This is a genomic window from Streptomyces sp. NBC_00637 (genome assembly GCF_045161545.1).
Classification (GTDB): domain Bacteria; phylum Actinomycetota; class Actinomycetes; order Streptomycetales; family Streptomycetaceae; genus Streptomyces.
In genome coordinates, this window is sequence record NZ_CP109046.1 from 3,251,676 (window position 1) to 3,275,014 (window position 23,339).

At 72.6% G+C, this 23,339-nt stretch carries 20 protein-coding genes; 6 read left to right on the forward strand and 14 right to left on the reverse strand.

Annotated elements, in window-relative coordinates; translation table 11 throughout:
- Positions 1–30 precede the first annotated feature (30 nt).
- The 5 genes from OG440_RS13955 to OG440_RS13975 all read right to left on the reverse strand — a co-directional run bounded on the left by OG440_RS13955 (position 31) and on the right by OG440_RS13975 (position 7,575).
- Positions 31–1,977, reverse strand: coding sequence for an ABC transporter permease (locus OG440_RS13955; protein ID WP_406007172.1), 1,947 nt, complete (start codon positions 1,975–1,977; stop codon positions 31–33).
- Positions 1,977–3,107, reverse strand: coding sequence for a glycine betaine/L-proline ABC transporter ATP-binding protein (locus tag OG440_RS13960; RefSeq protein WP_406011354.1), 1,131 nt, complete (start codon positions 3,105–3,107; stop codon positions 1,977–1,979). The genes OG440_RS13955 and OG440_RS13960 overlap by 1 nt, the downstream gene beginning before the upstream one ends.
- Before the next feature lie 5 nt (positions 3,108–3,112).
- Entirely contained in the window at positions 3,113–4,645 is a 1,533-nt protein-coding gene (locus tag OG440_RS13965) for a GMC family oxidoreductase (protein ID WP_406007173.1), read from the reverse strand.
- Positions 4,646–4,723: 78 nt separating this feature from the next.
- Positions 4,724–6,253 carry an aldehyde dehydrogenase family protein gene (locus OG440_RS13970; RefSeq protein WP_406007174.1) on the reverse strand — a complete coding sequence of 510 codons (1,530 nt, stop codon included), beginning with the start codon at positions 6,251–6,253 and terminating at the stop codon, positions 4,724–4,726.
- Between the two features lie 377 nt (positions 6,254–6,630).
- Complete coding sequence (locus tag OG440_RS13975; protein WP_406007175.1) at positions 6,631–7,575, reverse strand: LysR family transcriptional regulator; 945 nt, start codon at positions 7,573–7,575, stop codon at positions 6,631–6,633.
- A 102-nt stretch (positions 7,576–7,677) separates the two neighbouring features.
- Between OG440_RS13975 and OG440_RS13980 the strand changes: the two genes are divergently transcribed.
- From OG440_RS13980 to OG440_RS13990, 3 genes are read left to right on the forward strand one after another with little or no spacing between them, the layout of a single operon-like run.
- Positions 7,678–9,084 (forward strand): MFS transporter, encoded by a 1,407-nt coding sequence (locus OG440_RS13980; RefSeq protein ID WP_406007176.1) that lies wholly within the window; start codon positions 7,678–7,680, stop codon positions 9,082–9,084.
- A 41-nt stretch (positions 9,085–9,125) separates the two neighbouring features.
- Positions 9,126–9,968 carry a helix-turn-helix domain-containing protein gene (locus tag OG440_RS13985; protein WP_406007177.1) on the forward strand — a complete coding sequence of 281 codons (843 nt, stop codon included), beginning with the start codon at positions 9,126–9,128 and terminating at the stop codon, positions 9,966–9,968.
- The gene (locus tag OG440_RS13990; RefSeq protein WP_406007178.1) at positions 9,950–10,141 is read left to right on the forward strand and encodes a DUF397 domain-containing protein; all 192 of its coding nucleotides are present in this window, start codon (positions 9,950–9,952) and stop codon (positions 10,139–10,141) included. Before OG440_RS13985 ends, OG440_RS13990 begins: the two co-directional genes overlap by 19 nt.
- Positions 10,142–10,206: 65 nt before the next feature.
- Here OG440_RS13990 and OG440_RS13995 read toward each other — a convergent pair whose 3' ends face one another.
- From OG440_RS13995 to OG440_RS14015, 5 genes are all read right to left on the reverse strand, one after another.
- The gene (locus tag OG440_RS13995; protein WP_062640488.1) at positions 10,207–11,196 is read right to left on the reverse strand and encodes a malate dehydrogenase; all 990 of its coding nucleotides are present in this window, start codon (positions 11,194–11,196) and stop codon (positions 10,207–10,209) included.
- A gap of 393 nt (positions 11,197–11,589) precedes the next feature.
- Positions 11,590–12,561, reverse strand: a complete 972-nt coding sequence (locus OG440_RS14000) for a DUF2690 domain-containing protein (protein ID WP_406007179.1) — start codon at positions 12,559–12,561, stop codon at positions 11,590–11,592.
- A 128-nt stretch (positions 12,562–12,689) separates the two neighbouring features.
- A complete protein-coding gene (locus OG440_RS14005; protein ID WP_406007180.1) occupies positions 12,690–13,148 on the reverse strand; it encodes a helix-turn-helix domain-containing protein in 459 nt (152 codons plus the stop codon).
- 250 nt (positions 13,149–13,398) lie between these two features.
- Entirely contained in the window at positions 13,399–13,956 is a 558-nt protein-coding gene (locus OG440_RS14010) for a DUF3017 domain-containing protein (protein ID WP_406011355.1), read from the reverse strand.
- 25 nt (positions 13,957–13,981) lie between these two features.
- Entirely contained in the window at positions 13,982–14,836 is an 855-nt protein-coding gene (locus OG440_RS14015) for a bifunctional methylenetetrahydrofolate dehydrogenase/methenyltetrahydrofolate cyclohydrolase (protein ID WP_406007181.1), read from the reverse strand.
- Between the two features lie 293 nt (positions 14,837–15,129).
- Here OG440_RS14015 and OG440_RS14020 point away from each other — a divergent pair, with 293 nt between their 5' ends.
- A complete protein-coding gene (locus OG440_RS14020) occupies positions 15,130–15,762 on the forward strand; it encodes an RDD family protein (protein WP_406007182.1) in 633 nt (210 codons plus the stop codon).
- A gap of 148 nt (positions 15,763–15,910) precedes the next feature.
- Here OG440_RS14020 and purH read toward each other — a convergent pair whose 3' ends face one another.
- Positions 15,911–17,494 carry a bifunctional phosphoribosylaminoimidazolecarboxamide formyltransferase/IMP cyclohydrolase gene (gene purH / locus OG440_RS14025; RefSeq protein ID WP_406007183.1) on the reverse strand — a complete coding sequence of 528 codons (1,584 nt, stop codon included), beginning with the start codon at positions 17,492–17,494 and terminating at the stop codon, positions 15,911–15,913.
- Complete coding sequence (gene purN, locus OG440_RS14030; RefSeq protein WP_406007184.1) at positions 17,491–18,120, reverse strand: phosphoribosylglycinamide formyltransferase; 630 nt, start codon at positions 18,118–18,120, stop codon at positions 17,491–17,493. Before purN ends, purH begins: the two co-directional genes overlap by 4 nt.
- Before the next feature lie 319 nt (positions 18,121–18,439).
- Here purN and OG440_RS14035 point away from each other — a divergent pair, with 319 nt between their 5' ends.
- Positions 18,440–19,195 carry a hypothetical protein gene (locus OG440_RS14035; RefSeq protein ID WP_406007185.1) on the forward strand — a complete coding sequence of 252 codons (756 nt, stop codon included), beginning with the start codon at positions 18,440–18,442 and terminating at the stop codon, positions 19,193–19,195.
- Positions 19,196–19,345: 150 nt separating this feature from the next.
- On the opposite strand, the gene OG440_RS14040 is transcribed toward OG440_RS14035, so the two are convergent.
- Positions 19,346–21,088 carry a DUF6350 family protein gene (locus OG440_RS14040; RefSeq protein ID WP_406007186.1) on the reverse strand — a complete coding sequence of 581 codons (1,743 nt, stop codon included), beginning with the start codon at positions 21,086–21,088 and terminating at the stop codon, positions 19,346–19,348.
- Between the two features lie 96 nt (positions 21,089–21,184).
- Between OG440_RS14040 and OG440_RS14045 the strand changes: the two genes are divergently transcribed.
- A complete protein-coding gene (locus OG440_RS14045) occupies positions 21,185–22,342 on the forward strand; it encodes a helix-turn-helix domain-containing protein (RefSeq protein ID WP_406007187.1) in 1,158 nt (385 codons plus the stop codon).
- Between the two features lie 105 nt (positions 22,343–22,447).
- On the opposite strand, the gene sucD is transcribed toward OG440_RS14045, so the two are convergent.
- Positions 22,448–23,335 carry a succinate--CoA ligase subunit alpha gene (sucD, locus tag OG440_RS14050; RefSeq protein WP_406007188.1) on the reverse strand — a complete coding sequence of 296 codons (888 nt, stop codon included), beginning with the start codon at positions 23,333–23,335 and terminating at the stop codon, positions 22,448–22,450.
- Positions 23,336–23,339 lie beyond the last annotated feature (4 nt).

The following is a 23,339-nucleotide window of genomic DNA, read 5'->3' on the forward strand; positions in this document are numbered from 1 at the left end:
TCACGAAGGCGTGGCTGGTGAAGTCGCATGTCACGCTCCCTTCTTCACGCGGCGGTCGGCCGGCTGGGTCACCCGGTCGAGCATCAGGCCGAGGCAGACGATCGCGGCGCCGGCCACCAGACCGGTCGCGAGGTCGCCCTGGGCGAGCCCGAACACGGCGTCGTAGCCGAGCGCGCCCCCGCCGACCAGTCCGCCGATGATGACGACGGCGAGGACGAGGACCACGCCCTGGTTCACGGCGAGCAGCAGCGCGGGCCGGGCGAGCGGGAGCTGGACCTGGCGCAGTTGCTGCGCGCCGGTCGCGCCGAGGGACCGGGCGGACTCCATCGCCGCCGGGTCGACCTGGCGCAGGCCCTGGGTGGTGATGCGGACGACGGCGGGCAGCGCGTAGACGACGGCCGCCGCGACGGCGGGCGCGCGGCCGACGCCGAACAGGGCGACGACCGGGATCAGGTACACGAACTGCGGCATCGTCTGGAACACGTCCAGGACCGGACGCAGCAGCCGTTCGACGCGGTCGCTGCGGGCGGCGGCGATACCGGTCGCGAACCCGAGGACGAGGGTGACGGCGACGGCGGCCAGCACCTGGGAGAGGGTGTCCAGGGACGGTTCCCACACGCCGAGCACACCGGTCGCGGCCAGTGCCAGGACGGCGGTCAGCGCGGTGCGCCAGGTGCCGATCGGCCAGGCGATCGCGGCGACCAGCAGCAGCACGGCCCACCAGGGCAGGCCCTGGAGGCCGGCCCGCACGGGGTCGAGGACCCAGGTGGTGAAGTGGCCGGCCCAGTCGGCGGTGCCGCCGATCACGGGCACCCCGGAGTAGAGGTGGTCGGTCATCCAGTCGACGGCGTCGTTGACCGGGGCGGCGATGCCCACCGTCCAGGTGTCGGGCCAGTCGAGCCGGCCGGCCGCGCGCCCGGCGAGCGCCACGGCCACGGCTCCTGCGGCCGCGTAGGCCCAGGCGGCCCGGCCGCGGCCGGGTTCGCCGTCGCCGGCGCGACCGGCGGCGGCCGTGACCCGGTCCAGGACGACCGCGAGCAGCACGATCGGGATACCGGCGGCGAGGGCCGCGCCCACGTCGACCGAGGCCAGCGCCTGGTAGACGCGGTCACCGAGGCCGCCCGCGCCGATCACCGACGCGATGACCGCCATGCCCAGCGCCATCATGATCGTCTGGTTGAGGCCGAGCAGGAGTTCCTTGCGCGCCAGCGGGATCCGGGCGGTCAGCAGGCGCTGCCGGGCGGTCGCGCCCAGCGACTCCACCGCTTCCAGGACCTCCTTGTCGGCGCCGCGCAGCCCGAGCGCGGTGAGCCGGGCCATGGGCGGGGCGGCGTAGACGACGGTGGCCAGGACGGCCGCCGGGACGCCGATGCCGAAGACGAGCACGACCGGGAGCAGATAGGCGAAGGCAGGAAGCACCTGCATGGTGTCGAGGACCGGGCGCAGGGCGCGGTCCAGGCGCTCGGAGAGACCGCCGGCCAGGCCGAGCACCACACCCACGACGACCGACACGAGGACGGCGACGATCATCAGGGCCAGCGTCTGCATCGTCGGCACCCACATGCCGAGCAGGCCGCAGGCCAGGAACGCGGCCGCCGTGCCGAGCGCGAGCCGGACCCCGGCCACCCGCCAGGCGACCAGCGCGGCCGCTGCGGTGACACCGGCCCAGCCCGCGCCGAGCAGCACAAGGTACACGGCACGCACCGAGAGGACCACGCCGTTGCTGAGGTAGCCGAAGAAGTAGAGGAACAGCGGGTGGCTGTCGCGGTTGTCGATGATCCAGTCGCTGGCGCCGGTGAGCGGCGTGGTCAGGTCGACGGTGAGCGCGTGCGGCCAGCTGCCGCCGGACCAGCGGGCGTTGGCCAGGGGGACGAGGATCGCGGCCGCGAGCGCGAGGATCAGGAGTTTGCGGACGGCCTGGTGTTTGAGGACGCCCGGCAGGGCGACCCGGGGGGCGGGTGTGGTCAGCGTGGCCATCAGACCGCCTCCTTACGGGGCTCCGTTCCGACGGCGACGGATCCGGGCTCCCCTCCGGACGGGAGGGATCCGGGACCGGTGCCGGCCACCACGCCGAGCAGTCCTTCGTGGTCGACGACGCCCAGGCACCGGCCCGCGTCCATGACGCGTACCGGGGCGCCCGTGCGGGCGACCGCCTCGATCGCCTGGGAGACCGTGGCGTCCGGGGACACGGCCGAGCCGCCGCCTGTCTCCTCCAGGGACGCCGGCCGCATGGCCGTACGCACGGTCAGGACCTGCTCGCGCGGCACGTCCCGGACGAACTCGCGGACGTAGTCGTCGGCCGGGGAGCCCACGATCTCCTCGGGCGTGCCCAGCTGCACGACCTCCCCGTCGCGCATCAGGGCGATGCGGTCGCCCAGCTTCAGCGCCTCGCTGAGGTCGTGGGTGATGAAGACCATCGTGCGGCCCTCCTCGCGGTGCAGCCGGACGACCTCCTCCTGCATGTCGCGCCGGATGAGCGGGTCGAGGGCGCTGAACGGTTCGTCGAAGAGGAGGACCTCCGGGTCGACGGCCAACGCGCGGGCCAGGCCGACACGTTGCCGCTGGCCGCCGGAGAGCTGGGCGGGCCTGCGCTGTTCCATGCCGTCCAGGCCGACCTTGTCGACGACCTCCTTGGCGCGGGTGCGCCGCTCGGCGCGGCCCATGCCCTGGATCTCCAGGCCGTAGGCCACGTTGTCGAGGACGGTGCGGTGCGGGAGGAGGCCGAAGTGCTGGAAGACCATCGCGGCGCGGTGCCGGCGCAGTTCGCGCAGCCGGGTGCGGTCCATCGCGCGGACGTCCTCGCCGTCGACGACGATGGTGCCGGCCGTCGGCTCGATCAGCCGGGTCAGACAGCGCACCAGGGTGGACTTGCCGGAGCCGGACAGGCCCATGACGACGAAGACCTCGCCCTTGCGCACGTCGAAGGAGACGTTCCGGACGGCGGCCGTGCAGCCGGTGCGGGAGCGGAGTTCGGCGGGCGGGAGGGCGGCGAGTTCCGGGTCGGCCGGGACGCGCTCGGACTTGGGGCCGAAGACCTTCCACAGGCCGTCGACCGAGAAGACGGGGGCGTCGGTGTCCGCGGTGGGCGGCTTACGGGTGGCGGGCATGATCGTCATCGCGCATCGTCTCCGATCAGGTCGACGGCTTTCTCGCCGACCATGAGCACCCCGATCATGGGGTTCACGGCGGTCATGGTGGGGAACACGGAGGCGTCCGCGATGCGGATGCCGTCCAGGCCCCGAATACGCAACCGCGGGTCCACCACGGCCAGTTCGTCGTCCTCGGCACCCATGCGGCAGGTTCCCGCCGGGTGGTAGACGGTGTGCGCGACCTTGCGCGCGTACTCGCTCAGTTCCTCGTCGCCCGTGATGTCCGGTCCCGGCGCCACCTCGCGCTTGAGCCAGCCGGCCAGCGGCTCGGTCTTCGCGATCTCGCGGGCGATCCTGATCCCGTCGACGAGGGTGCGGGCGTCGTGATCGTCCTCGTCGGTGAAGTAGCGGAAGTCGAGTGCGGGCTTCACGGACGGGTCCGCGCTCTCCAGGTAGAGCCGGCCGCGGGACTTCGGCTTGGGGATGTTGGGGGTCATCGAGACGCCGTACGGCGGGCGTTCGTAGCCCAGGCGTTCCGGGTTGTCCGTGAAGGGGACCTGGTAGAAGTGGAACATCAGGTCGGGGCCCTGGTGTCCGGGGTCGCGGCGCACGAAGAGACCGGCGTCGGAGTCCATCGCGGAGTTCTCCGGGAGCGGCCCGTGGGTCTCCCAGACGATCACCGACTCGGGGTGGTCGAGGAGGTTCTCGCCGACGCCGGGCAGGTCGAGCACGACGGGTATGCCGAGCGCGTCCAGGTCGGCCTTGGGGCCGATGCCGGAGTGCAGGAGCAGGCGGGGCGAGTCGACGGCGCCCGCGCACAGCACGACCTCGCGGCGGGCCCGTACGAGGATCTCCTCGCCGTCCTTGGTACGGACGTGCACGCCTTGTGCGCGCGTGCCGTCGAGTTCCAGCCGGTACGCCCAGCTCTCCAGCAGGATCGTCAGGTTGGGCCGCTCGTCCATCACCGGGTGCAGATAGGCCACCGAGGCGCTCGACCGCTTGTTGGTCTCCGGGTGGTAGGCGAGGTCGAAGAAGCCGACGCCGTCGTCGAAGGGCTTCTCGTTGAAGCCCTCGATCCGGGGCACTCCGGTCGCCTGCCGCGCGGCGTCGACGAAGTCGCGGGCGATGGCGTTCCGGTCCTTCTCGTCGACCGGGACGATGTTGTTCAGCAGGCGCGCGTAGTACGCCTCCATCGGGACCGCGCCCCAGCCCTCGGCGCCGGCCGCCTCCCACTCGTCGAAGTCGGACGGCAGCGGCTTGAAGGCGATGAGCGTGTTGTGGGAGGAGCAGCCGCCGAGGACGCGGGCCCGGCTGTGGCGGATGTGGGAGTTGCCGCGCGGCTGCTCGGTGGTCGGGTAGTCGTAGTCGAGTTCGCCGCCGAGCAGGCCCATCCAGCGGCGCAGGGTGAGGACGTCGTCGCGGCCGACGTCGCTGGGGCCGCCCTCGATGACGGCGACGGTGGTGTCGGGGTTCTCGGTCAGCCGGGAGGCGATGACGGAACCGGCGGTTCCGCCTCCGATGACGACATAGTCGTAGACAGGTGCGGTCTCTGGCATGGGGGGTACTCCAGGGGCGTGCGAAGTCTTCCGGGGCAGGCGGATGCGGGTGGGTGCGGGCGGGGTGACGGCCTGACGTCAGCCGGCGAACCAGCGGACGGGGCGCGGCGCGAGGTTCTGGTAGACGTGCTTGGACTCGCGGTACTCGGCGAGCCCGGCGGGGCCGAGTTCGCGACCCACTCCGCTCTTTCCGAAGCCGCCCCACTCCGCCTGCGGCAGATAGGGGTGGAAGTCGTTGATCCAGACCGTGCCGTGCCGCAGCCGTCCCGCGACGCGGCGCGCCCGGCCCGCGTCGGCGGTCCAGACGGCGCCCGCGAGGCCGTACTCGGTGTCGTTGGCGAGAGCGACGGCCTCGTCCTCGGTGCGGAAGGTCTCGACGGTGAGCACCGGTCCGAAGACCTCCTCCCGCACGACCCTCATCTCACGGTGGCAGTGGTCGAGGACGGTGGGCTCGTAGAAGTAGCCGGACTCCGGCCGCTGCGGGGCGGGTTCCGGGCGCCGGCCGCCGGACCGCAGCACGGCGCCTTCCGCGAGCGCGGAGGCGACGTAGTCCTCGGTCTTGGCGCGCTGCTGCTCGGAGACGAGAGGTCCGCACTCGACACCGTCCTCCGTGCCGCGCCCGAGCCGGATCTTCCCGGCCCTGCGGGCGAGCTCGGCGACGAAGCGGTCTCGGACCGACTCCTCGACGATGAGCCGGGAGCCCGCCGAGCAGACCTGGCCGCTGTGGATGAAGGCGGCGTTCAGTGCCTGGTCGACGGCGGTGTCGAAGCCGTCGTCGGTCGCGCAGGCGTCGGCGAAGACCACGTTGGGGTTCTTGCCGCCGAGTTCGAGGGCGACCTTCTTCACGCTCGGGGCGGCCGCCTGCGCGACCTTCGTGCCGCTGACCAGGCCGCCGGTGAAGGAGACGAGGTCGACGTCGGGGTGCTCGGCGAGCCGGGCGCCGACCGTGTGCCCGGGACCGGTGACGATGTTCGCGACCCCGGCGGGCAGCCCGGCCTCCAGGAGCAGGTCGATGAGCGCGATCGTCGTCATCGGGGTGATCTCGCTCGGCTTGACGACGAAGGTGTTGCCCGCGGCGAGCGCCGGAGCGATCTTCCAACTCGCCTGGAGCAGCGGGTAGTTCCAGGGGGTGATCAGCGCGCACACGCCGACCGGCTCGTGGACGACGACGCTGTGGATGTCGGGTGAGCCCGCGTCCACCACCCGGCCCGGCGCCTCGGCGGTGACGAGCCCGGCGAAGTAGCGGAAGGCGTCGGCGACGCAGTCGATGTCGACGCGCCCTTCCTCGACCGTCTTGCCGGCGTCCCGGCTCTCCAACAGGCCGAGCCGTTCGCGATCGCGCACGAGAAGATCGGCGACGCGGTGCAGCAGGGCGGCGCGTTCGGCGACGGGGGTGTGCGGCCAGACGCCCTCGTCGAAGGCGGCACGGGCGGCCGCGACCGCCAGGTCGGTGTCCTTCTCGTCGCCCTCCGCGACCACGGTGAAGGGGCTGCCGTCCGCGGGGTCGAGAATCTCCCGGGTCGCGCCGGAGACGGCTTCCAGCCACTCTCCGCCCGCGTGGATCGTCCGGTGGTCGCGCCGTTCCGGCTGTTCCGTCCTGTCGGCCATGATCGGTGTCGCCTTCCGTTCCTGTTCAGTCCCCCTGCGTCACCTATGGGTCGGTCTCGGCGACGGCGTCCACATGCCCCCACCCTCCCATTGCATGCGCAATCCATGGCCGAAAGTGCGCTGCATCACTGAAGTTCTGGACATAAACGAACAAACCGTATGCACGGCCATGGCCCGGCCCCGGCCCGGAACAGCGCGCGGCACCGACCGAGGCGACGGCCGCGGCCCGCCGACCGCCGCCGCCGGCCACCCACGCCACCCTCACCGAGGCCCGGGCCGTGTACCGGGCGGGCGGATACCGGGAGATCCCGGCGTACGGCGACCACGTCTACGCCGACGACTGGTCCGGGAAGCGGCTGTGTGCGCCCGTCCGCCGATCACCGGGACATCAGGTCCCGCACCGCCCCGCGCAGCCACCCGTGCGCCGGGTCGGCGTCGTGGCGCGGATGCCAGGCCATGCCCAGCCGGAGCGGCGGCAGGGGCAGCGGCACCTCGAAGGGAACCAGGCCGAGGCTCCTGGCCAGCGGCAGCCCCCAGGCGGTGTTGAGGCCCACCAGGTCGGTGTCACGGATGACGAAGAGGGAGGAGGGGAGGGAGCCGACGGTTCCCACCACCTTCCGCTCCAGGCCGAGTTCGGCGAGCGCGGCGTCGACCGGCCCGTGCAGCCTGCCGCGCCGGGACACCAGGATGTGGTCGGCCTCGCGCGCGTACCGCTCGGGCGTCAACTCGCCCTCCAGCAAAGGGTGTCCGGCGCGGGCGACGCCCACCATGCGGTCCTCGCAGAGCTGTTCGCGGTGCACCTCGGGGGCGGCCGTGTCGAGGACGCCCACCTCCAGATCGGCGGTGCCCTCGCGCAGGAACGGCGCGTCCACGTGGCTCTCGCTCAGGAAGCGCAGGCGGATACCGGGGGCCTCGGCGGCCACCCGGGCATAGAGGGCCGGGGCGTGGGCGGCCGCGATGGCGTCGTGGCCCATGATCGTGAACGTGCGGGTCACCGTCCGCAGGTCGGTGTCCTCGGCCGGCGCGAACAGCGCACGCGCCCGCTCCACGACCGCGTTCACCTCGGCCCGTACGGCGACGGCGCGGGGCGTCGGCACCATCCGCCGCCCGGCCCGCACCAGGACCGGATCGCCGAGCGCCTTGCGGATCCGGCCGAGGGTGCGGCTCATCGCCGGTTCCGAGAGGTGTAGACGCCGGGCGGCGCCCTGGACGCTCTGCTCCTCCAGCAGCACGTCCAGCGCGAGCAGCAGATTCAGGTCGATGCTCGCGGGAGCGCCCGCGAATCCCCCCGTCGGCGCGGCCACGGATTGCGTCATACGCATTCGTCCCTTGCAAAGGTTGCACTGGAAAGCAGGTCGGGCGCGAGCCTACGGTGACAGGGCCCGAAAGGGCATCCCCATCCGACGAGCTCCCCGGGAGGAGCCGTGCCCTCGCACGCCCTGAAACGGTCCGCCCTCCTCGCGCTGTGCGCCTGCGTACTGGTCGCGCAGAGCATGGTCGCCGCGATCAACCTCCTCATCCCGCAACTGGCTTCGTCGTCCCTGCGTCCCTCGCACACCGAGATCCTGTGGACGGTCGACGCCTACGTCATCGCCTTCGCCGCGCTGCTCGTCCCGGCCGGCGCCCTCGGCGACCGGTACGGCCGCAAGGGCGCCCTCCTCACCGGACTCGGCCTGTTCGCCGCGGGCGCCGCCACCAGCGCGTTCGCCCCCGACCCCGCGCTGCTGATCGCGGGCCGGGGCATCTCGGGGGCGGGCGCGGCGCTGATCACCCCGGCGACGATGTCGATCCTCGTCCACCTCGCCGGTCCGCGACGCAGGGCCCAGGCGATGGCGTCCTGGACCCTCGCCATCGGCCTCGGCGGCATGGCGGGCAACCTGGGCGGCGGCCTGGTCGGTCAGTTCCTGACCTGGCGGGCCCTGTTCGGCGCGATGATCCCGCTGGCGGCCCTGCTGGCGCTCGCCGTGGCGGTGACCACCCCGCGCACCGACCGCTCCGCGCACGGCAACCTCGACCCGCTGGGCACCCTGCTGCTCACCGCCGGGCTGGTCGCCGTCCTCTTCGGGATCATCGAGGGACCGGACCACGGCTGGACCTCGCCGCGCATCCTGGGCTCGTTCGGCGCGGGAGCCCTCCTGATCGCCGCGTTCGTCCTCCGGTCCCTGCGCTCCCGCGCCCCCCTCTTCGACCCGCGCGTGTTCCGCTCCCCCGGACTGCGCGCGACCGGCCTCGGCCTGATGACGGGCTTCTTCGGCCTGTTCGCGCTGTTCTTCGTCAACTCCCAGTACCTCCAGGAGGTGAAGGGCTACGGGCCCGCCGTCACCGGCATCGCGATCGTCCCGCTGATCACCGGCATGGCGGTCGTCCCGAAACTGGCCGCGCGCTGGTCGGCCCACCCGCGGCCGGTCATCGGCGCCGGGCTCGCGCTGATCGGCCTGGGCCTGCTCGGCGCGTCCACCGCCGACGCCGGCACGCCCTACGCGCTGTACGCGTGCTGGCTGCTGGTCATCTCGGCGGGCACGGGTCTGTCGATGCCCGCCCTCACCCTGGGCGTCGTCACCTCGCTCCCCGCTCACCAGGCGGGCCTCGGTTCCGGCCTCGGCATCTCGGCCCGCGAGATCGGCGCGGCCCTGGGCGTCGCGGTCACCGGCACCGTCCTCGCCGGACACACCGGCCTCACGGCGGGCATGGGCCCGGCCCTGCGCACGGTCGCGGTCCTGGTCCTGGCCTCGACCGCGGTGGTCGTGACCGGCCTCCGGGACCGGGGGACGGCTACCGACGAGCCGGTCCCGGTGGTACCCGCGAAACACCTGACCCCGGAACGGCGTTGAATTACTCTACGCATCCAGTGAGTTACGGGGAGGAGTGCGCCATGCCATCGCGACGAGTGGTCACCGGGCGGAGTCAGCAGCCTCGGAAACGGTTCGCCGAGGAGTTGCGGTTACTGCGCAACGCGCGCGGCGAGACACTGCGGGAGCTCGCCGAGCGGCTGGGGTGGACCGCCTCGACTCTCGGCAAGATGGAGAGCGGGAGCAACCTGGGCAGCCCGGAACTCGCGGAGGCCCTGGACACCTACTACGGCACGCCGGGTCTGTTGCTCGCCCTGTGGGAAGTGGCGATGGGGGACAACAGCCAGTTCAAGGAGCAGTACCGCAGGTACATGGAGCGCGAGGCGGAAGCGGTGACCATGTGGCACTACGCCGCGTCCGCACCGCCGGGGCTGCTCCAGACGCCCGCGTACGCACGTGCCGCTCTCGCTGCGGGCGGCCTCTTCGGCGAGAAGCTGGAGGAGCAGGTGGAGGCCCGGCTGAGCCGCCGGAAGCTGCTGGAGGACAAGGACGCCCCCACGTTCCGCGTGATCCTCTCGGAAGCGGTGCTGCGCACGCAGTTGGCCGACCCGCGGGACTGGCAGGAACAACTGGAGTACCTGCTGGAGACCTGCGACCGCCCGAACGTCACGATTCAGGTCCTGCCGTTCAGTGCCGGCCCTCACCCGCTGATGAACACCGCCGTGAAGTTCCTGCGCATGCCGGACGGCTCGACGCTGGCCTACACCGAGAACGACCAACGAGGTGAACTCATCGAAGAATACGAGGCAGTTGAGCACCTGCAGCGGCGGTACGATGCTAGTCGTGACCTGGCGCTTTCCCCTGCCGAGTCACGCAAGGCCATCATGCGGATCTTGGAGGAAGTGCCGTGCGAGCCCTCGACCTGAGCAACGTCTCCTGGCGCAAGTCCAGCTACAGCAACACCGACGGCGGTGATTGCCTCGAAGTAGCCGACGACGTATCCGCCGCCCTCGTCCCCGTCCGCGACAGCAAGGACCCCTCCCGGGGAACCCTGGTCTTCGGGCAGGACGCCTGGGCGGAGTTCATCCGCACCCTGTAGCGCAGCTCGACATATGACGATCCCCGGGCGGCCGTAGCCGCCCGGGGATCGTCATGTCCGCGGGACTAGATGAGGCCGAGCGCGCGAACCGCCTCGCGCTCCTCCGCCAGCTCCTGCACCGACGCGTCGATGCGGGCGCGGGAGAACTCGTTGATGTCCAGGCCCTGGACGATCTCGTACGAGCCGTCCTTGGTGGTGACCGGGAACGAGGAGATCAGGCCCTCCGGGACGCCGTAGGAGCCGTCCGACGGGATGCCCATGGAGGCCCAGTCGCCGTCCGCCGTGCCGTTGACCCAGGTGTGCACGTGGTCGATGGCCGCGTTGGCCGCGGAGGCGGCGGAGGACGCGCCACGCGCCTCGATGATGGCCGCGCCGCGCTTGGCGACGGTCGGGATGAAGTCCTCGGCCAGCCACTTCTCGTCGTTCACGGTCTCGGCGGCGTTCTTGCCGGCGATCGTGGCGTGGAAGATGTCCGGGTACTGGGTCGCGGAGTGGTTGCCCCAGATGGTCAGCCGCTTGATGTCCGCGACCGTCGAGCCCGTCTTCTTCGCGAGCTGCGTCAGCGCGCGGTTGTGGTCGAGGCGGGTCATCGCGGTGAAGCGCTCCGCCGGTACGTCCGGGGCGGCGGCCTGGGCGATCAGGGCGTTGGTGTTGGCCGGGTTGCCGACGACCAGGACCTTGATGTCGTCCGCGGCGTGGTCGTTGATGGCCTTGCCCTGCGGCTTGAAGATGCCGCCGTTGGCCTCGAGGAGGTCACCGCGCTCCATGCCCTTGGTACGCGGGCGGGCGCCGACGAGGAGGGCGACGTTGGCGCCGTCGAAGGCGACGTTCGGGTCGTCGCTGATGTCGATGCCCTGGAGCAGCGGGAACGCGCAGTCGTCGAGCTCCATTGCGGTGCCCTCGGCGGCCTTCAGTGCCGGGGTGATCTCCAGCAGGCGCAGCTTGACCGGCACGTCCGCGCCGAGCAGCTGGCCGGAGGCGATGCGGAAGAGCAGGGCGTAACCGATCTGGCCGGCCGCGCCGGTGACGGTGACGTTCACGGGAGTGCGGGTCATGGCGTTCTCCGTATGACAGCTGTCGGTGGGGCGTCCCTGCCCCTGGTGGGACGTACAAATGATCGATCTCTTGGTATCAAGAGATCCAACCAGCGGTCAGGCTATCGCGCCTGCGGGAGCACGGACGTCCGGGGTTGTGTGGCCCGTCCCACAGAGTGGTCGCCGCCGCACAACCGGAGCGCCCCCGGGGGCGCATGAAGCGGCGGCCGCCGGTCCGGGAGAGGTGGAACCGAGCGGCCGCCGTGGTGGGGGTACCGGGTCGTGCCGGACTCCCGTGGGGGTACGGTTCGCGTGCCCACGACGGAGGCGGGTATTCCTGCCCGCCCCGACTTTTTCGGGCCGGGTGCCGCCGACGCCGTTCACCTCACCCGTTCGGCCCAGCGCCCCGCCGTCTCAGGGCGTGCAGCCCTGCTGTCCCGACGCCAGCACCGCGCACGCCGTCGCCTCCGCCGCGCTCTTCACCGCCACCATCGGGGTGTACGCGATCGTGTCGCCGGACACCGTGACGGCGCCGGTCTTCCGCACCGAACCCACCGTCACCCGCACCGTGTCGCCCTGCGCGGCCCGGGTGATCCGGCCCCAGGCCGCCCCGCACGTGCTGCTGTAGCGGACCTCGACCAGGGTCGGGCCGACCGTCGCGGTCTTCTCCGTCGTCACGAGGTCGTCGCTGCACCCCGTCTCCTCCGCGTCCCGGCCCGTGCAGCCGGAGCCGGCGCACAGCACCCCCGAGGGCAGGACGGTGCTCGGCGCGGCCGGGACGGACGGGGACGGGGTGGTCCCCACCGCCTCCTTCGGACCTCCCGTGTCGGTCAGGAGGAACGCGCCCACGACGACCGTCACCACCCCCACGACCCCCGCGAGGAACAGCGTCGTCCGCCGCGGGCCGGAACCACCCGGGGAGCCGCCGGCCGGGATCCGCGCGTCCCGCGACGACGGCATCGTCGGTGACACGCCCGCGGGACCCGCGACGCCCGGGGTCACCGCCAGCCGGCCCACGTCACTCTCGTGCACGTCGGGCGCCGGTCCGAACTCCCCCAGCGCGGCCCGCGCCTGGGAGATCCGCACGGCCTCCATGGTCCGGTCGTGCCGCATCTCCGAGCGGCTCCAGGCCCGCTCGGCCAGTTCCCACATGGTGGTGAGATGGATCGGAGGCGTGCCGGTGACCTCGGCCAGCGCGACGATCGCCCCCTTGGGCGCGAGCAGACGGCCGTCGAGATACCGCTCCCAGGACGTCTTGCCGTAGCCCGTACGGTCGGCGACCGCCGCCAGGCTCAGTCCCGTACGGTCCACGACCCGCCGCAACTGCTCGGCGAACTCCCTCACCTGCGGGTCGAGTTCATCCGGCAAAGCTCTCCAGCGAGGCATCGAACCCCCCTCCCTCCACCAAGTCCCCCATGGGGCACGTTAGACCCGATGCCGAGACGATTCGGGACACATGCCCGAACTGCCGACGTATCGGCACGACGGGCGCACACCGGCACGGCGAACGCACCTCAGCCCAACACGACCGCTCCCCCGACCGCGGTGCACAGCAGGGCCAGCAGAAGCAGGGCCGCGTACAGCAGCAGGCGGCCGACGGGCCGGGGCGGGGCCGGTGCGGCGGGCTCCTCCAGGCGGTCCCACCAGGGGACCGTCGGGTCGTCCCGGTACCCCGCGTCCGGGTTCGCCGGCGTCGACCGGGGCCAGGCCTCGACGGCCAGTTCCCAGCGCACGACGTGCCGTTCGGCGTCCGCGCCGACCAGACCCGCCACCCTGCACAGCGCGGCGACGGCCTGCCGGGGCGGCGGCTGGACGGCGTTGAGATAGCGCTGCCAGGAGGACTTGCTGTACGCGGTGCGCGCGCCGAGCGAGGCCAGGCTGAGGCCCGTACCGTCCTTGAGCTGCCGCAACTGCTCCACGAAGTGCCGTACCTCCGACGGCAGCCCGTCCGGCAGCGGCTGCCAGGCGCCCATCCCGCCCACCTCTCCTTCGATCCGTTGGGGGGACGACGCCGGACGGCCCTGCGGTTCCCGGGGCGGGGGCGGCTGTGGCGGGGCGCGCACACCGTGGCGGAACGGTCACCTCCGTGCCACAGCGCCCGGCCGGCTGTTGAACCGGCAGCTCAGGAGGGTGGAACGTGGAACACGTCGGCGGCCCGTCCTCCTCGGGGGATGAGGACGGGCCGCCGTACGCTGTGCCGCGCCGCGTGCGGCTCGGCCGGTCTCAGCTGCTGACCGTGAAGTGCAGGGTGTCCTTGAGGAAGGGGATCTGGAGCCACGGATCGGGCTGCGCCATCAGCGCCAGCAGGACGATCGCGGTGCCCAGCACGACGTACGTCACGATGTCGGTGAAGCGGGATCGCACGGCGAGCATGCCGACCCCGGGCAGCAGCCAGCGCAGCACCGCGCCGACCAGCAGTCCGACGCCGATCAGGATCGTGCCGATCCGGAACACGTCGAGCGCGGTCACCAGCAGGCCGAGCGCGACGATGCCGAGCACGACGATGATCGGCCACTGCCGGGCGGCCAGCGCGTCGCCGGGCGCGGCCCGGCCGCCGCCCTCGGGACGCGCGGTGTCCCGGGTGAACAGCGGGAAGCGGCGGGTGGTGCGACGCGGTACGCCGTCGGCGTCGGGCGCGCTGACCGGGTCCCGCACCTCGATCTCGTCGACACCGTCCGCACGGTCCGTCCCGTCCGCGTGGTCCGTGGCTTCGGCGGCGTCGGTGCCGTCGGCGAGGCCGGGTCCGGCGGCTGCGTCGGCTTCGTCGGTGGCTTCGTCGATGGGGCCGGCCTTGCCGGTCGTTCCGTCAGGCGACACTGCGCTCCGCCGCCTCCACCACGTTGACGAGCAGCTGGGCACGGGTCATCGGGCCGACGCCGCCGGGGTTCGGCGAGACCCAGCCGGCCACCTCACGGACGCCCGGGTGGACGTCACCCACGATCTTCCCCTCCGCGTTGCGGGAGACGCCGACGTCCAGGACGGCCGCGCCCGGCTTGACGTCCTCGGCCCGGATCAGGTGCGCGGAACCGGCCGCCGCGACGATGATGTCGGCCCGCTTCAGGTGCGCCGAGAGATCCCGGGTGCCGGTGTGGCACTGGGTCACGGTGGCGTTCTCGCTGCGCCGCGTCAGCAGCAGCGGCATCGAGCGGCCGATGGTGACCCCGCGGCCGACGACCACGACCTCGGCACCCTTGATCTCGACGCCGTACCGGCGCAGCAGCGTGAGCACGCCGTTGGGGGTGCAGGGCAGCGGGGCGGGCTCGTTGAGGACCAGCCGCCCGAGGTTCGTCGGGTGCAGGCCGTCGGCGTCCTTGGCCGGGTCCATGAGTTCCAGGATCCGGTTCTCGTCGATGCCCTTGGGCAACGGGAGCTGGACGATGTATCCGGTGCAGGCGGGGTCGTCGTTCAGCTCGCGGACGACCGCCTCGATCTCCTCCTGGGTGGCCGTGCCGGGCAGCTCGCGCTGGATGGAGGCGATGCCGACCTCGGCGCAGTCCCGGTGCTTGCCGGCGACGTATTTCTGGCTGCCGGGGTCGGTGCCGACGAGGATCGTGCCGAGTCCGGGCGTCACGCCCTTCTCCTTCAGCGCCGCCACCCGGGCGGTCAGATCGGACTTGATCGCGGCTGCGGTGGCCTTGCCATCGAGAATCTGGGCGGTCATGGACCCATCCTCCCGGATGACGGGCCCCCGGTTCCAATCCGGACCAACCCGGGCACCGGCGAGGCCGCCTCCGGCCACGCCGCTCGACGGTGGCGCCCCGTGCCGTTTCGGCCATGATCGGGAAGGTTGCACTTGCACAAAGCCTGCGGAATGCGGCTGGACAGGAGCACACCTGTCCAAGAACGATGGGTCTCCGCAGTATGCGGTCGGTGTTGGGGGGCAAACCGCTCATCTGAAGATGTTCCTCCGCGCACTCCGCGTCGTCCCCGCTTGTGCAACGGAGGAAAACCACCATGAGCTTCGGCCCGCCCAACGACCCCTACGGTCAGCCGCAGAACCCCCAGCAGGGGCAGCCCGGTTACGGCTACCCGCAGCAGGGCCAGCCCGGTTACGGCCAGCAGGCGCCGCAGGGCGTCCCCCCGCAGGGGTACGGCCAGCCGCAGCAGCCCGGCTACCCCCAGCAGCCGGGGTACCCGCAGCAGCCCGGCTATCCGCAGCAGGGTTACGGCTACCCGCAGCAGCCCGGTTACGGCGGCGAGCCGCCGTACGCGAACTGGGGCCAGCGCTTCGGCGGCCTCGTGGTCGACATGCTGGTGTTCGCGGTGCCCTACGCCCTCGTCCTCATAGGCAAGGACAAGCCGGCGCTGCTGGCCATCGGCGCCGCCGCCCTCATCGGTCTCGCGATCTGGCAGCTGATCCAGGAAGGCCGCACCGGCCAGACGGTCGGCAAGAAGGCCCTGGGCATCCGCCTGGTGCGGGAGAGCGACGGGCAGCCGGTCGGCGTCGGCATGGCGTTCGTCCGTCGCCTGGCCCACTTCCTGGACAGCCTGGCGTGCTACCTGGGCTGGCTGTGGCCGGCGTGGGACGCCAAGCGGCAGACGTTCGCCGACAAGGTGTGCAGCACGATCGTGATCCGCACGCACTGACGCACGCGCTGAAGCTCGCGCCGAGGCACGTATCGACGTACGCGGCGACACGTGCGCGGCGACGTGCTTCGAGCCGCGGAGGAACGCACGGCGGCCCCGGTTCCCTCTCCTCGCGATACGGGAGAGGGAACCGGGGCCGCCGTGTGCGTCAGTGGAAGAAGTGACGCGTGCCCGTGAAGTACATCGTGATGCCCGCCTTCTTCGCGGCCTCGACGACCAGCTCGTCGCGGATGGAACCGCCGGGCTGGACGATCGCCTTGACACCGGCCGCGCCCAGGACGTCGATGTTGTCCGGGAAGGGGAAGAACGCGTCCGAGGCGGCGTACGAGCCGCGCGCCCGCTCCGCACCGGCCCGCTCCACGGCGAGCTTGCAGGAGTCGACGCGGTTGACCTGCCCCATGCCGACGCCGACCGAGGCGCCGTCCTTGGCGAGCAGGATGGCGTTGGACTTGACGGCCCGGCAGGCCTTCCAGGCGAACGCGAGATCGGCGAGCTCCGACCCGGACAGCGCCTCACCGGTCGCCAGCGTCCAGTTCGCCGGGTCGTCGCCGTCCGCCTGGAGCCGGTCGGTGACCTGGAGCAGCGCGCCGCCGCCGACGGGCTTGAGCTCGACGGCGCCCGCGGGGCCCTGCGGCGCCCTGAGCACCCGGATGTTCTTCTTCTTCGCGAGAGCCTCCAGGGCCCCCTCCTCGTAGCCGGGCGCGACGATGACCTCGGTGAAGATCTCCGCGACCTGCTCCGCCATCTCCTTGCTGACCGGCCGGTTGACGGCGATCACGCCGCCGAACGCCGACAGCGGGTCACAGGCGTGCGCCTTGCGGTGCGCCTCGGCCACATCCGCGCCGACGGCGATCCCGCACGGGTTGGCGTGCTTGATGATCGCGACGGCCGGCTCGGCGTGGTCGTACGCGGCACGGTGCGCGGCGTCCGTGTCCGTGTAGTTGTTGTACGACATCTCCTTGCCGTGCAGCTGCTCGGCCTCGGCGAGACCGCCACCGCTGCCGTCCACGTAGAGCGCGGCGGGCTGGTGCGGGTTCTCGCCGTAGCGCAGGGTGCTCTTGCGCTCCCAGGTGGCGCCGAGGAAGTCGGGGAACCGCGACTCGTCCACGGGCGCGTACGAGGACGCGAACCAGGAGGCCACGGCCACGTCGTAGGCGGCGGTGTGCTGGAAGGCCTCGGCGGCGAGCCGCTTGCGGGCGACCAGGTCGAAGCCGCCGCCCTGCACGGCCGCGAGGACGTCGGCGTACCGCGCCGGGCTGGTGACCACGGCCACCGACGGGTGGTTCTTCGCGGCGGCACGCACCATGGACGGCCCGCCGATGTCGATCTGCTCGACGCACTCGTCCTCGGAGGCACCCGAGGCGACGGTCTCCCGGAAGGGGTAGAGGTTGACGACGACGAGGTCGAACGGCGCCACGCCCAGCTCGTCCAGCTGCTGCCGGTGGCTGTCGAGTCGCAGGTCGGCGAGGATCCCGGCGTGGACCTTGGGGTGCAGCGTCTTGACCCGGCCGTCCAGGCACTCGGGGAACCCGGTCAGCTCCTCGACCTTGGTGACGGGAACGCCGGCGGCGGCGATGCGGGAGGCGGTGGAACCGGTGGAGACGAGCTCGACACCGGCCTCGTGCAGCCCGCGGGCCAGCTCCTCGAGCCCGGTCTTGTCGTAGACGCTGACGAGCGCGCGACGGATGCCCCGCTTGCCGCTCTCTGCCGTGACAGTGCTGTCGGCGGTCACTGGATAACTACCTTTCGTCCCTCGATGCGATAGCCGTTGCGGGCGAGCCGCCCCACGACCTCGACGAGCAGCCTTCGCTCGACTTCCTTGATGCGCTCGTGCAGAGCGCTCTCGTCGTCCTCGTCCCGGACCTCGACCACGCCCTGGGCGATGATCGGTCCGGTGTCGACGCCGTCGTCGACGAAGTGGACGGTGCAGCCGGTGACCCGGGCGCCGTACGCGAGCGCGTCCCGTACCCCGTGGGCCCCGGGAAAGCTGGGCAGCAGGGCCGGGTGCGTGTTGACGAACCGCCCCCCGAACCGCGCCAGGAATTCCTTCCCCACGATCTTCATGAACCCGGCGGAGACGACGAGGTCCGGCTCATGGGCGGACACCGCCTCGGCGAGCGCGACATCCCACTCCGCCCTGGTCCCGAAGTCCCCGACCTTGCGCACGAAGGTGGGGATCCCGGCGCGCTCGGCCCGGGCGAGCCCCTCGACGCCCTCCCGGTCGGCTCCGACGGCCACGATCTCGGCGCCGTAGGCGTCGACGCCGACGGCCGCGACGGCGTCGAGCAGAGCCTGGAGGTTCGTACCGGATCCGGAGACCAGCACGACAAGGCGCTTGGCCACGGGCTTGGCGGCCACGGTGGGGCCCTTTCTCGGGGAAGCGTTTGCACGGCCGGTTTATACATTCGTACGAATGCTTCGCGCCCCGGGATACGGGGAAGTCTACGAAGCGGCCGACCGTCAGCAACGATACCGGCACACCGGACGGCCCCCACGGGACGGGGGCGTGGCCGGAAGGTAGCGTCTGGGGCGAGCGGGCTCGGGAACGCGGTGGCGACGCGGTGCGTTCTGCAAGTGACGGCCCAGCCAGGCAGTACCAGCTCGAAACCGTTTGTCACCAGCCACAGCCGATCACCGGCCGATCCTCGGCCGATCACTAGGGGAAGACGCCCACTTGATGCCGGACCGCAGTCTGCGACTCCTCACGCTCCCCCCGCAGTCACGGCAGGGAGGGGAGCGCGGCGCCGTGCTGCTGCGAGAGCGCCCAACCTCTCCCCCCGACACCCCCTCGGGCGGCGACGACACGTCCCCCGAGGACGACAACCCCTTCGCCCCGCCCCCCGAGGGCACCCCGGACCGGCCCTGGCAGCCCCGCCGCCCGGAGGGTGACGCCCCCGAAGGCGACGGCCGCGCCCCGTGGGGCGGCCAGTGGAGCGACCAGCAGCCCGGCCGCTCCCCCGGCGGCTTCGGCGAGCGCCCCGGCCGCGCTCCCGAGGGCGGCGGCGGACCCGGCACCGACCCCGGCAAGCGCTGGGACCCCACCGACCCCGCCCAGCGCCACGCGCGCTACGCCCTGCTCTGCGGTATGTGGGCCTTCTTCTTCGCCCTCTTCGGCTGGCCGTACGTGGCCCTGCTGCTCGGCGCACTGGCCCTGAACTGGGGTATCAGCGCCCTGCGCGCCAAGCCCCGCACCCCCGACCCCGACGCCCCGCCCACCCCGGAGACCACCGGCCGCCCCCAGAAGACCGCCGCCGTCAGCGGCCTGGTCACCGCCTCCGTGGCCCTGGCCCTGGTCGCCGCGAGCTTCACCGCACAACTGGTCTACAGCGACTACTACACCTGCACGAACGACGCCCTCACCAACGAGGCCAAACAGTCCTGCGACGACCTGCTCCCGAAGCAACTCCAGAACATCCTGGGCGCCAACGCCTGACCCCTCCCGACCCGGCCCGCCTTCGGCTCGACCGGGTGCTTCCAGCCCGTCCGGCGTTTGAGGACGAGGCCGTCCAGGCCGAAGGGGGTCTGGGGGCACAGCCCCCAGGGACGGGAAGGGAAGGGGCGGCGGGGGCGAAAACCCCGAGGTTCACCGCCCCACCCCCGCACCCCCCTCCGGCCCCTCGTCCTCCCCCGCCTCCCGCAACGCCGCCCACCGGGCTTCCCGAGCCACATCCCCATGCCACCAGGGCTCGACGTGGCATGGGGGGTCCAGAGGGTCCAGGGAGTTCAGAGGGTCCAGGGGGTCCCTGCGGTCCCGGGGGCCGAGAGGGTCCCGGGGGTCCAGCGGACCGACGGGGTCCACGGGAGCGGTGAGGTCCAGGGGATCGACGGGGTCCAGCGGATTCAGGGAATTCAGGGACTCGACAGGCGCGGGCGCAACGGCCGGTACCGGCGGCACGGCCGGCACAGGCGGCACGGCCCACACCGGCAAGGCCGCCTCGTCCCGCCCGACGGCGCCGACATGCTCCCCGCGCTCCACACGCTCCACAGGCAGGAAGTCGTACAGCTCCGACTCCACCCCCGAGCCGGCGGCAGCCCCCCTGCACAGCCACTCCCGCCCGACCAGAGCCACCGGCGTCCCCACCCCCACGGTCCACAACACCACCGCACCCCCCACCTGCCACCACACCGGCCCGAACCGAGCCAACGCGGACACCCCCAACGGGCCACCGGCCAACCCCGCGAGCCCTCCCATCAGCATCCCGCCCAGCACCCCCGCCAGCACGACGGCCCCCGCGGTCCGGCCGCGGGACCACGCGCCCCCGCCTCTCGCCGCCCGCGCCACGAACACCCCCACCGTCACCGCGGCGACCACCGGCACCACGCCCGCCGCCCAGTTCCACGGCGTCCCGGCCCCCGCCTCCGGAACCGCCGCGAGCAGCGGGAACCGCGGCATCGTCGGCGCCGGGTCGGAGGACAGCGGCGCCACCACGTGTCCGGCACCGAGGACGTATCCCGGCCCGAGGGCGTACGCCGCCCCCCACACCGCCGCGTTCGGAACCAGCGCCACGCACAGCAACAGCACCGCGAACCGCCCCGACCAGCCCTCCGTCAGCTGGAGGAACGCCTCACGGGCCGCGCCCAGGTGCCACACCGAGGACACGGCGACCAGCGCCGCCCCGCCCCCGAAGAGCACCGTCGCCCCGGCTCCCGCCGCCCGCCCGGCGACTCCGAGCCGCTCCCGTCCGTCCGCCTCGAGCAGCAGCCGCCGCAGCCCGCGCGGCAGGACGAGCAGCGCGCTGTCGACCGGCCCGCGGGGACGGCCGTGGGCCGACCACACCCCCTCCCCCGCGGCCAGCACGGCGACCGCCGGCACACATACCACCGTCCACGCCCACGAGGGTCGCAGCGCGCCACCGGTGGCCGCGTAGCAGGCGGCTCCCGCCCCGACGGCGAGGTAGCCGAGCACGACGCCCGCCCAGGCCGTACCGGCGCTCCCGGGCACCGCGCCCTCGTCGCCGCCGTCCCCGTCGACCGCGTCACGCGCGGCGCGCCGCACCAGCCACACCGGCAGCGCGAGCAGCAGCAGCGGGGTGACACCGACCGGTGCCGGGACCCCGGACAGCGTGTCGACGCGCACCAGTTCGGCGCCGTGGGCCAGCAGCCACAGCGCGGCGGCGACATGCAGCGCGCCGTCCGGTCCGCTGTCGGGATACGGCGAGCTGATCCACAGCACCATCACGAGCACGGCGAACGAACCGAGCCCGAGCCCGGCCGCGAGCGCGCCCCCCAGGAGGCCGGCGGCCAGCCCGGAGGACCGGTCACGCATCCGGCCGAGGAGGGGCGACAACGACAGTCGACGAGCGGTCATCAGGGTCACGCCCGTCATGCTCCCAACGACACGCGCTTTCCCGTCGTAACAGGCGAAGTACCGTTGTGTCGCTCAATATACGTTTATGTACTTTTTCGTGCGAAGGGTTCCCCTGTGACACAGAGCCCTGCCCCCCTCCCCCCTCCCGAGCGGCGCCGACACCTGCGGGAGGCGGCCTCGCTGACGCAGGATCAGGTCGCCGAGCGGATGGACGTCACCCGGGAGACGGTGCGCGCGTGGGAGTCCGGCCGCACGACACCGCGCGGCCGCAGGCGGGAGGCGTACGCGAAACTGCTGGCATCGCTGACCAAGGCGGACATGGTGACGAACACCCAGGAGGCGGCACCCCCACCCCAGGTGACGGTGTGCCTGACCAAGAAGCCGGACCCCAGCCGAGCGGACTCGGCACCCGACACCACCCCGGTCGCGGCCCCCCTCCCGTCCCCCGCGACCGCGACCACGACCGAAACCACCCCCCTGACGCCCGCTCAGGCCTTCGACGCCCTCTACGCCTTCTGCGCCCCCGCCCTCGTACGGCAGGCCTACCTGCTCTGCGGCCGCCGTGAACTCGCGCGCGAATCGGTCGAGCGGGCGTTCCAACTGGCCTGGCAGCGCTGGCCCGAGGTGGCCGTGGACCGCGACCCGGCGGGCTGGGTGCGGGCGACCGCGTACGAGTGCGCGCTCTCCCCCTGGCACCGGTTCCGCCCCCGATACCGCCACCCGGAGCCACCCCCGGCCGACGCCTCCGACCGCGCCCTGCTGGACGTCCTGCTGGCCCTCCCCGCGCCCTACCGCCGCACCCTCCTGCTCTACGACGGGGTCGGCCTCGACCTCCCGGAGACGGCGGCGGAGACGGAGGCGAGCACCCCCGCCGCGGCGAACCGGCTGCTGCACGCCCGGGCGGCGGTCGCCGCGCGGCTGCCCGAGCTGGCGAGTCCCGCGGCACTGCACCGGCGGCTGGCCGAGGTGGCGTCCGCCGAACGGCTGCGCGCCGCCGAGCCGACCACCGTGCGGGTGGGCAGCGAACACCGGGCCCGCTTCTGGACCAGGGCGGCGATCGCGTTCACGGTCGCGATCATCGGCGCGACCGCGCTGACCGTCCGTACGGCCCCCACCCGGTACGAGCCCGCGGTGCCCCCGGGCGAGACGGTGCAGGGCGTCCCCCCGCGCGCGGCCCCCGGCACGCTCTCCGACGCGGAACTGAACCTGCGCGCGAAGCTGAGGTCCGATATCCAGCACGGCCCGCAACGGCTGATCCCCCTGCCCGAATGACCCGGCCCCGGGCCTCCCGCGGCCGGGGAACGCCGTCGGGCCGCGGAAACGCCGGTGGGCCCGCTCCCCCAAGGGGAACGGGCCCACCGGCAGTCGGCGTGGAACTCAGCCGGCCGCGAGGATCTCGCGGGCCAGCTTCGCCGTCTCGGTCGGCGTCTTGCCGACCTTGACGCCGGCGGCCTCGAGGGCCTCCTGCTTCGCCTGGGCGGTGCCGGAGGAACCGGAGACGATGGCGCCGGCGTGGCCCATGGTCTTGCCCTCGGGCGCGGTGAAGCCCGCGACGTAGCCGACGACCGGCTTCTTCACGTTGTCCTTGATGAAGGCCGCGGCCCGCTCCTCGGCGTCGCCGCCGATCTCACCGATCATGACGATCAGGTCGGTGTCGGGGTCGGCCTCGAACGCGGCGAGCGCGTCGATGTGCGTCGTACCGATGATCGGGTCGCCACCGATGCCGACGGCGGACGAGAAGCCGATGTCGCGCAGCTCGTACATCATCTGGTAGGTCAGCGTGCCGGACTTCGAGACCAGACCGATGCGGCCCGGCTTCGTGATGTCGCCCGGGATGATGCCGGCGTTCGACTGGCCCGGGGTGATGAGACCGGGGCAGTTCGGGCCGATGATCCGGGTCTTGTTGCCCTGCGACACGGCGTACGCGTAGAACGCGGCCGAGTCGTGGACGGCGATGCCCTCGGTGATGACGACGGCCAGCGGGATCTCCGCGTCGATCGCCTCGACGACGGCGGCCTTCGCGAAGGCCGGCGGCACGAAGAGGACGGACACATTGGCGCCCGTCTTCTCCATCGCCTCGGCGACCGAGCCGAACACCGGGATCTCGGTGCCGTCGAAGTCGACGGACGTGCCCGCCTTGCGGGGGTTCACGCCACCGACGATGTTGGTGCCGTCCGCCAGCATGAGCTTGGTGTGCTTCATGCCCGTGGCACCGGTCATGCCCTGGACGATGACCTTGCTGTCCTTGTTCAGGAAGATAGCCATGGCT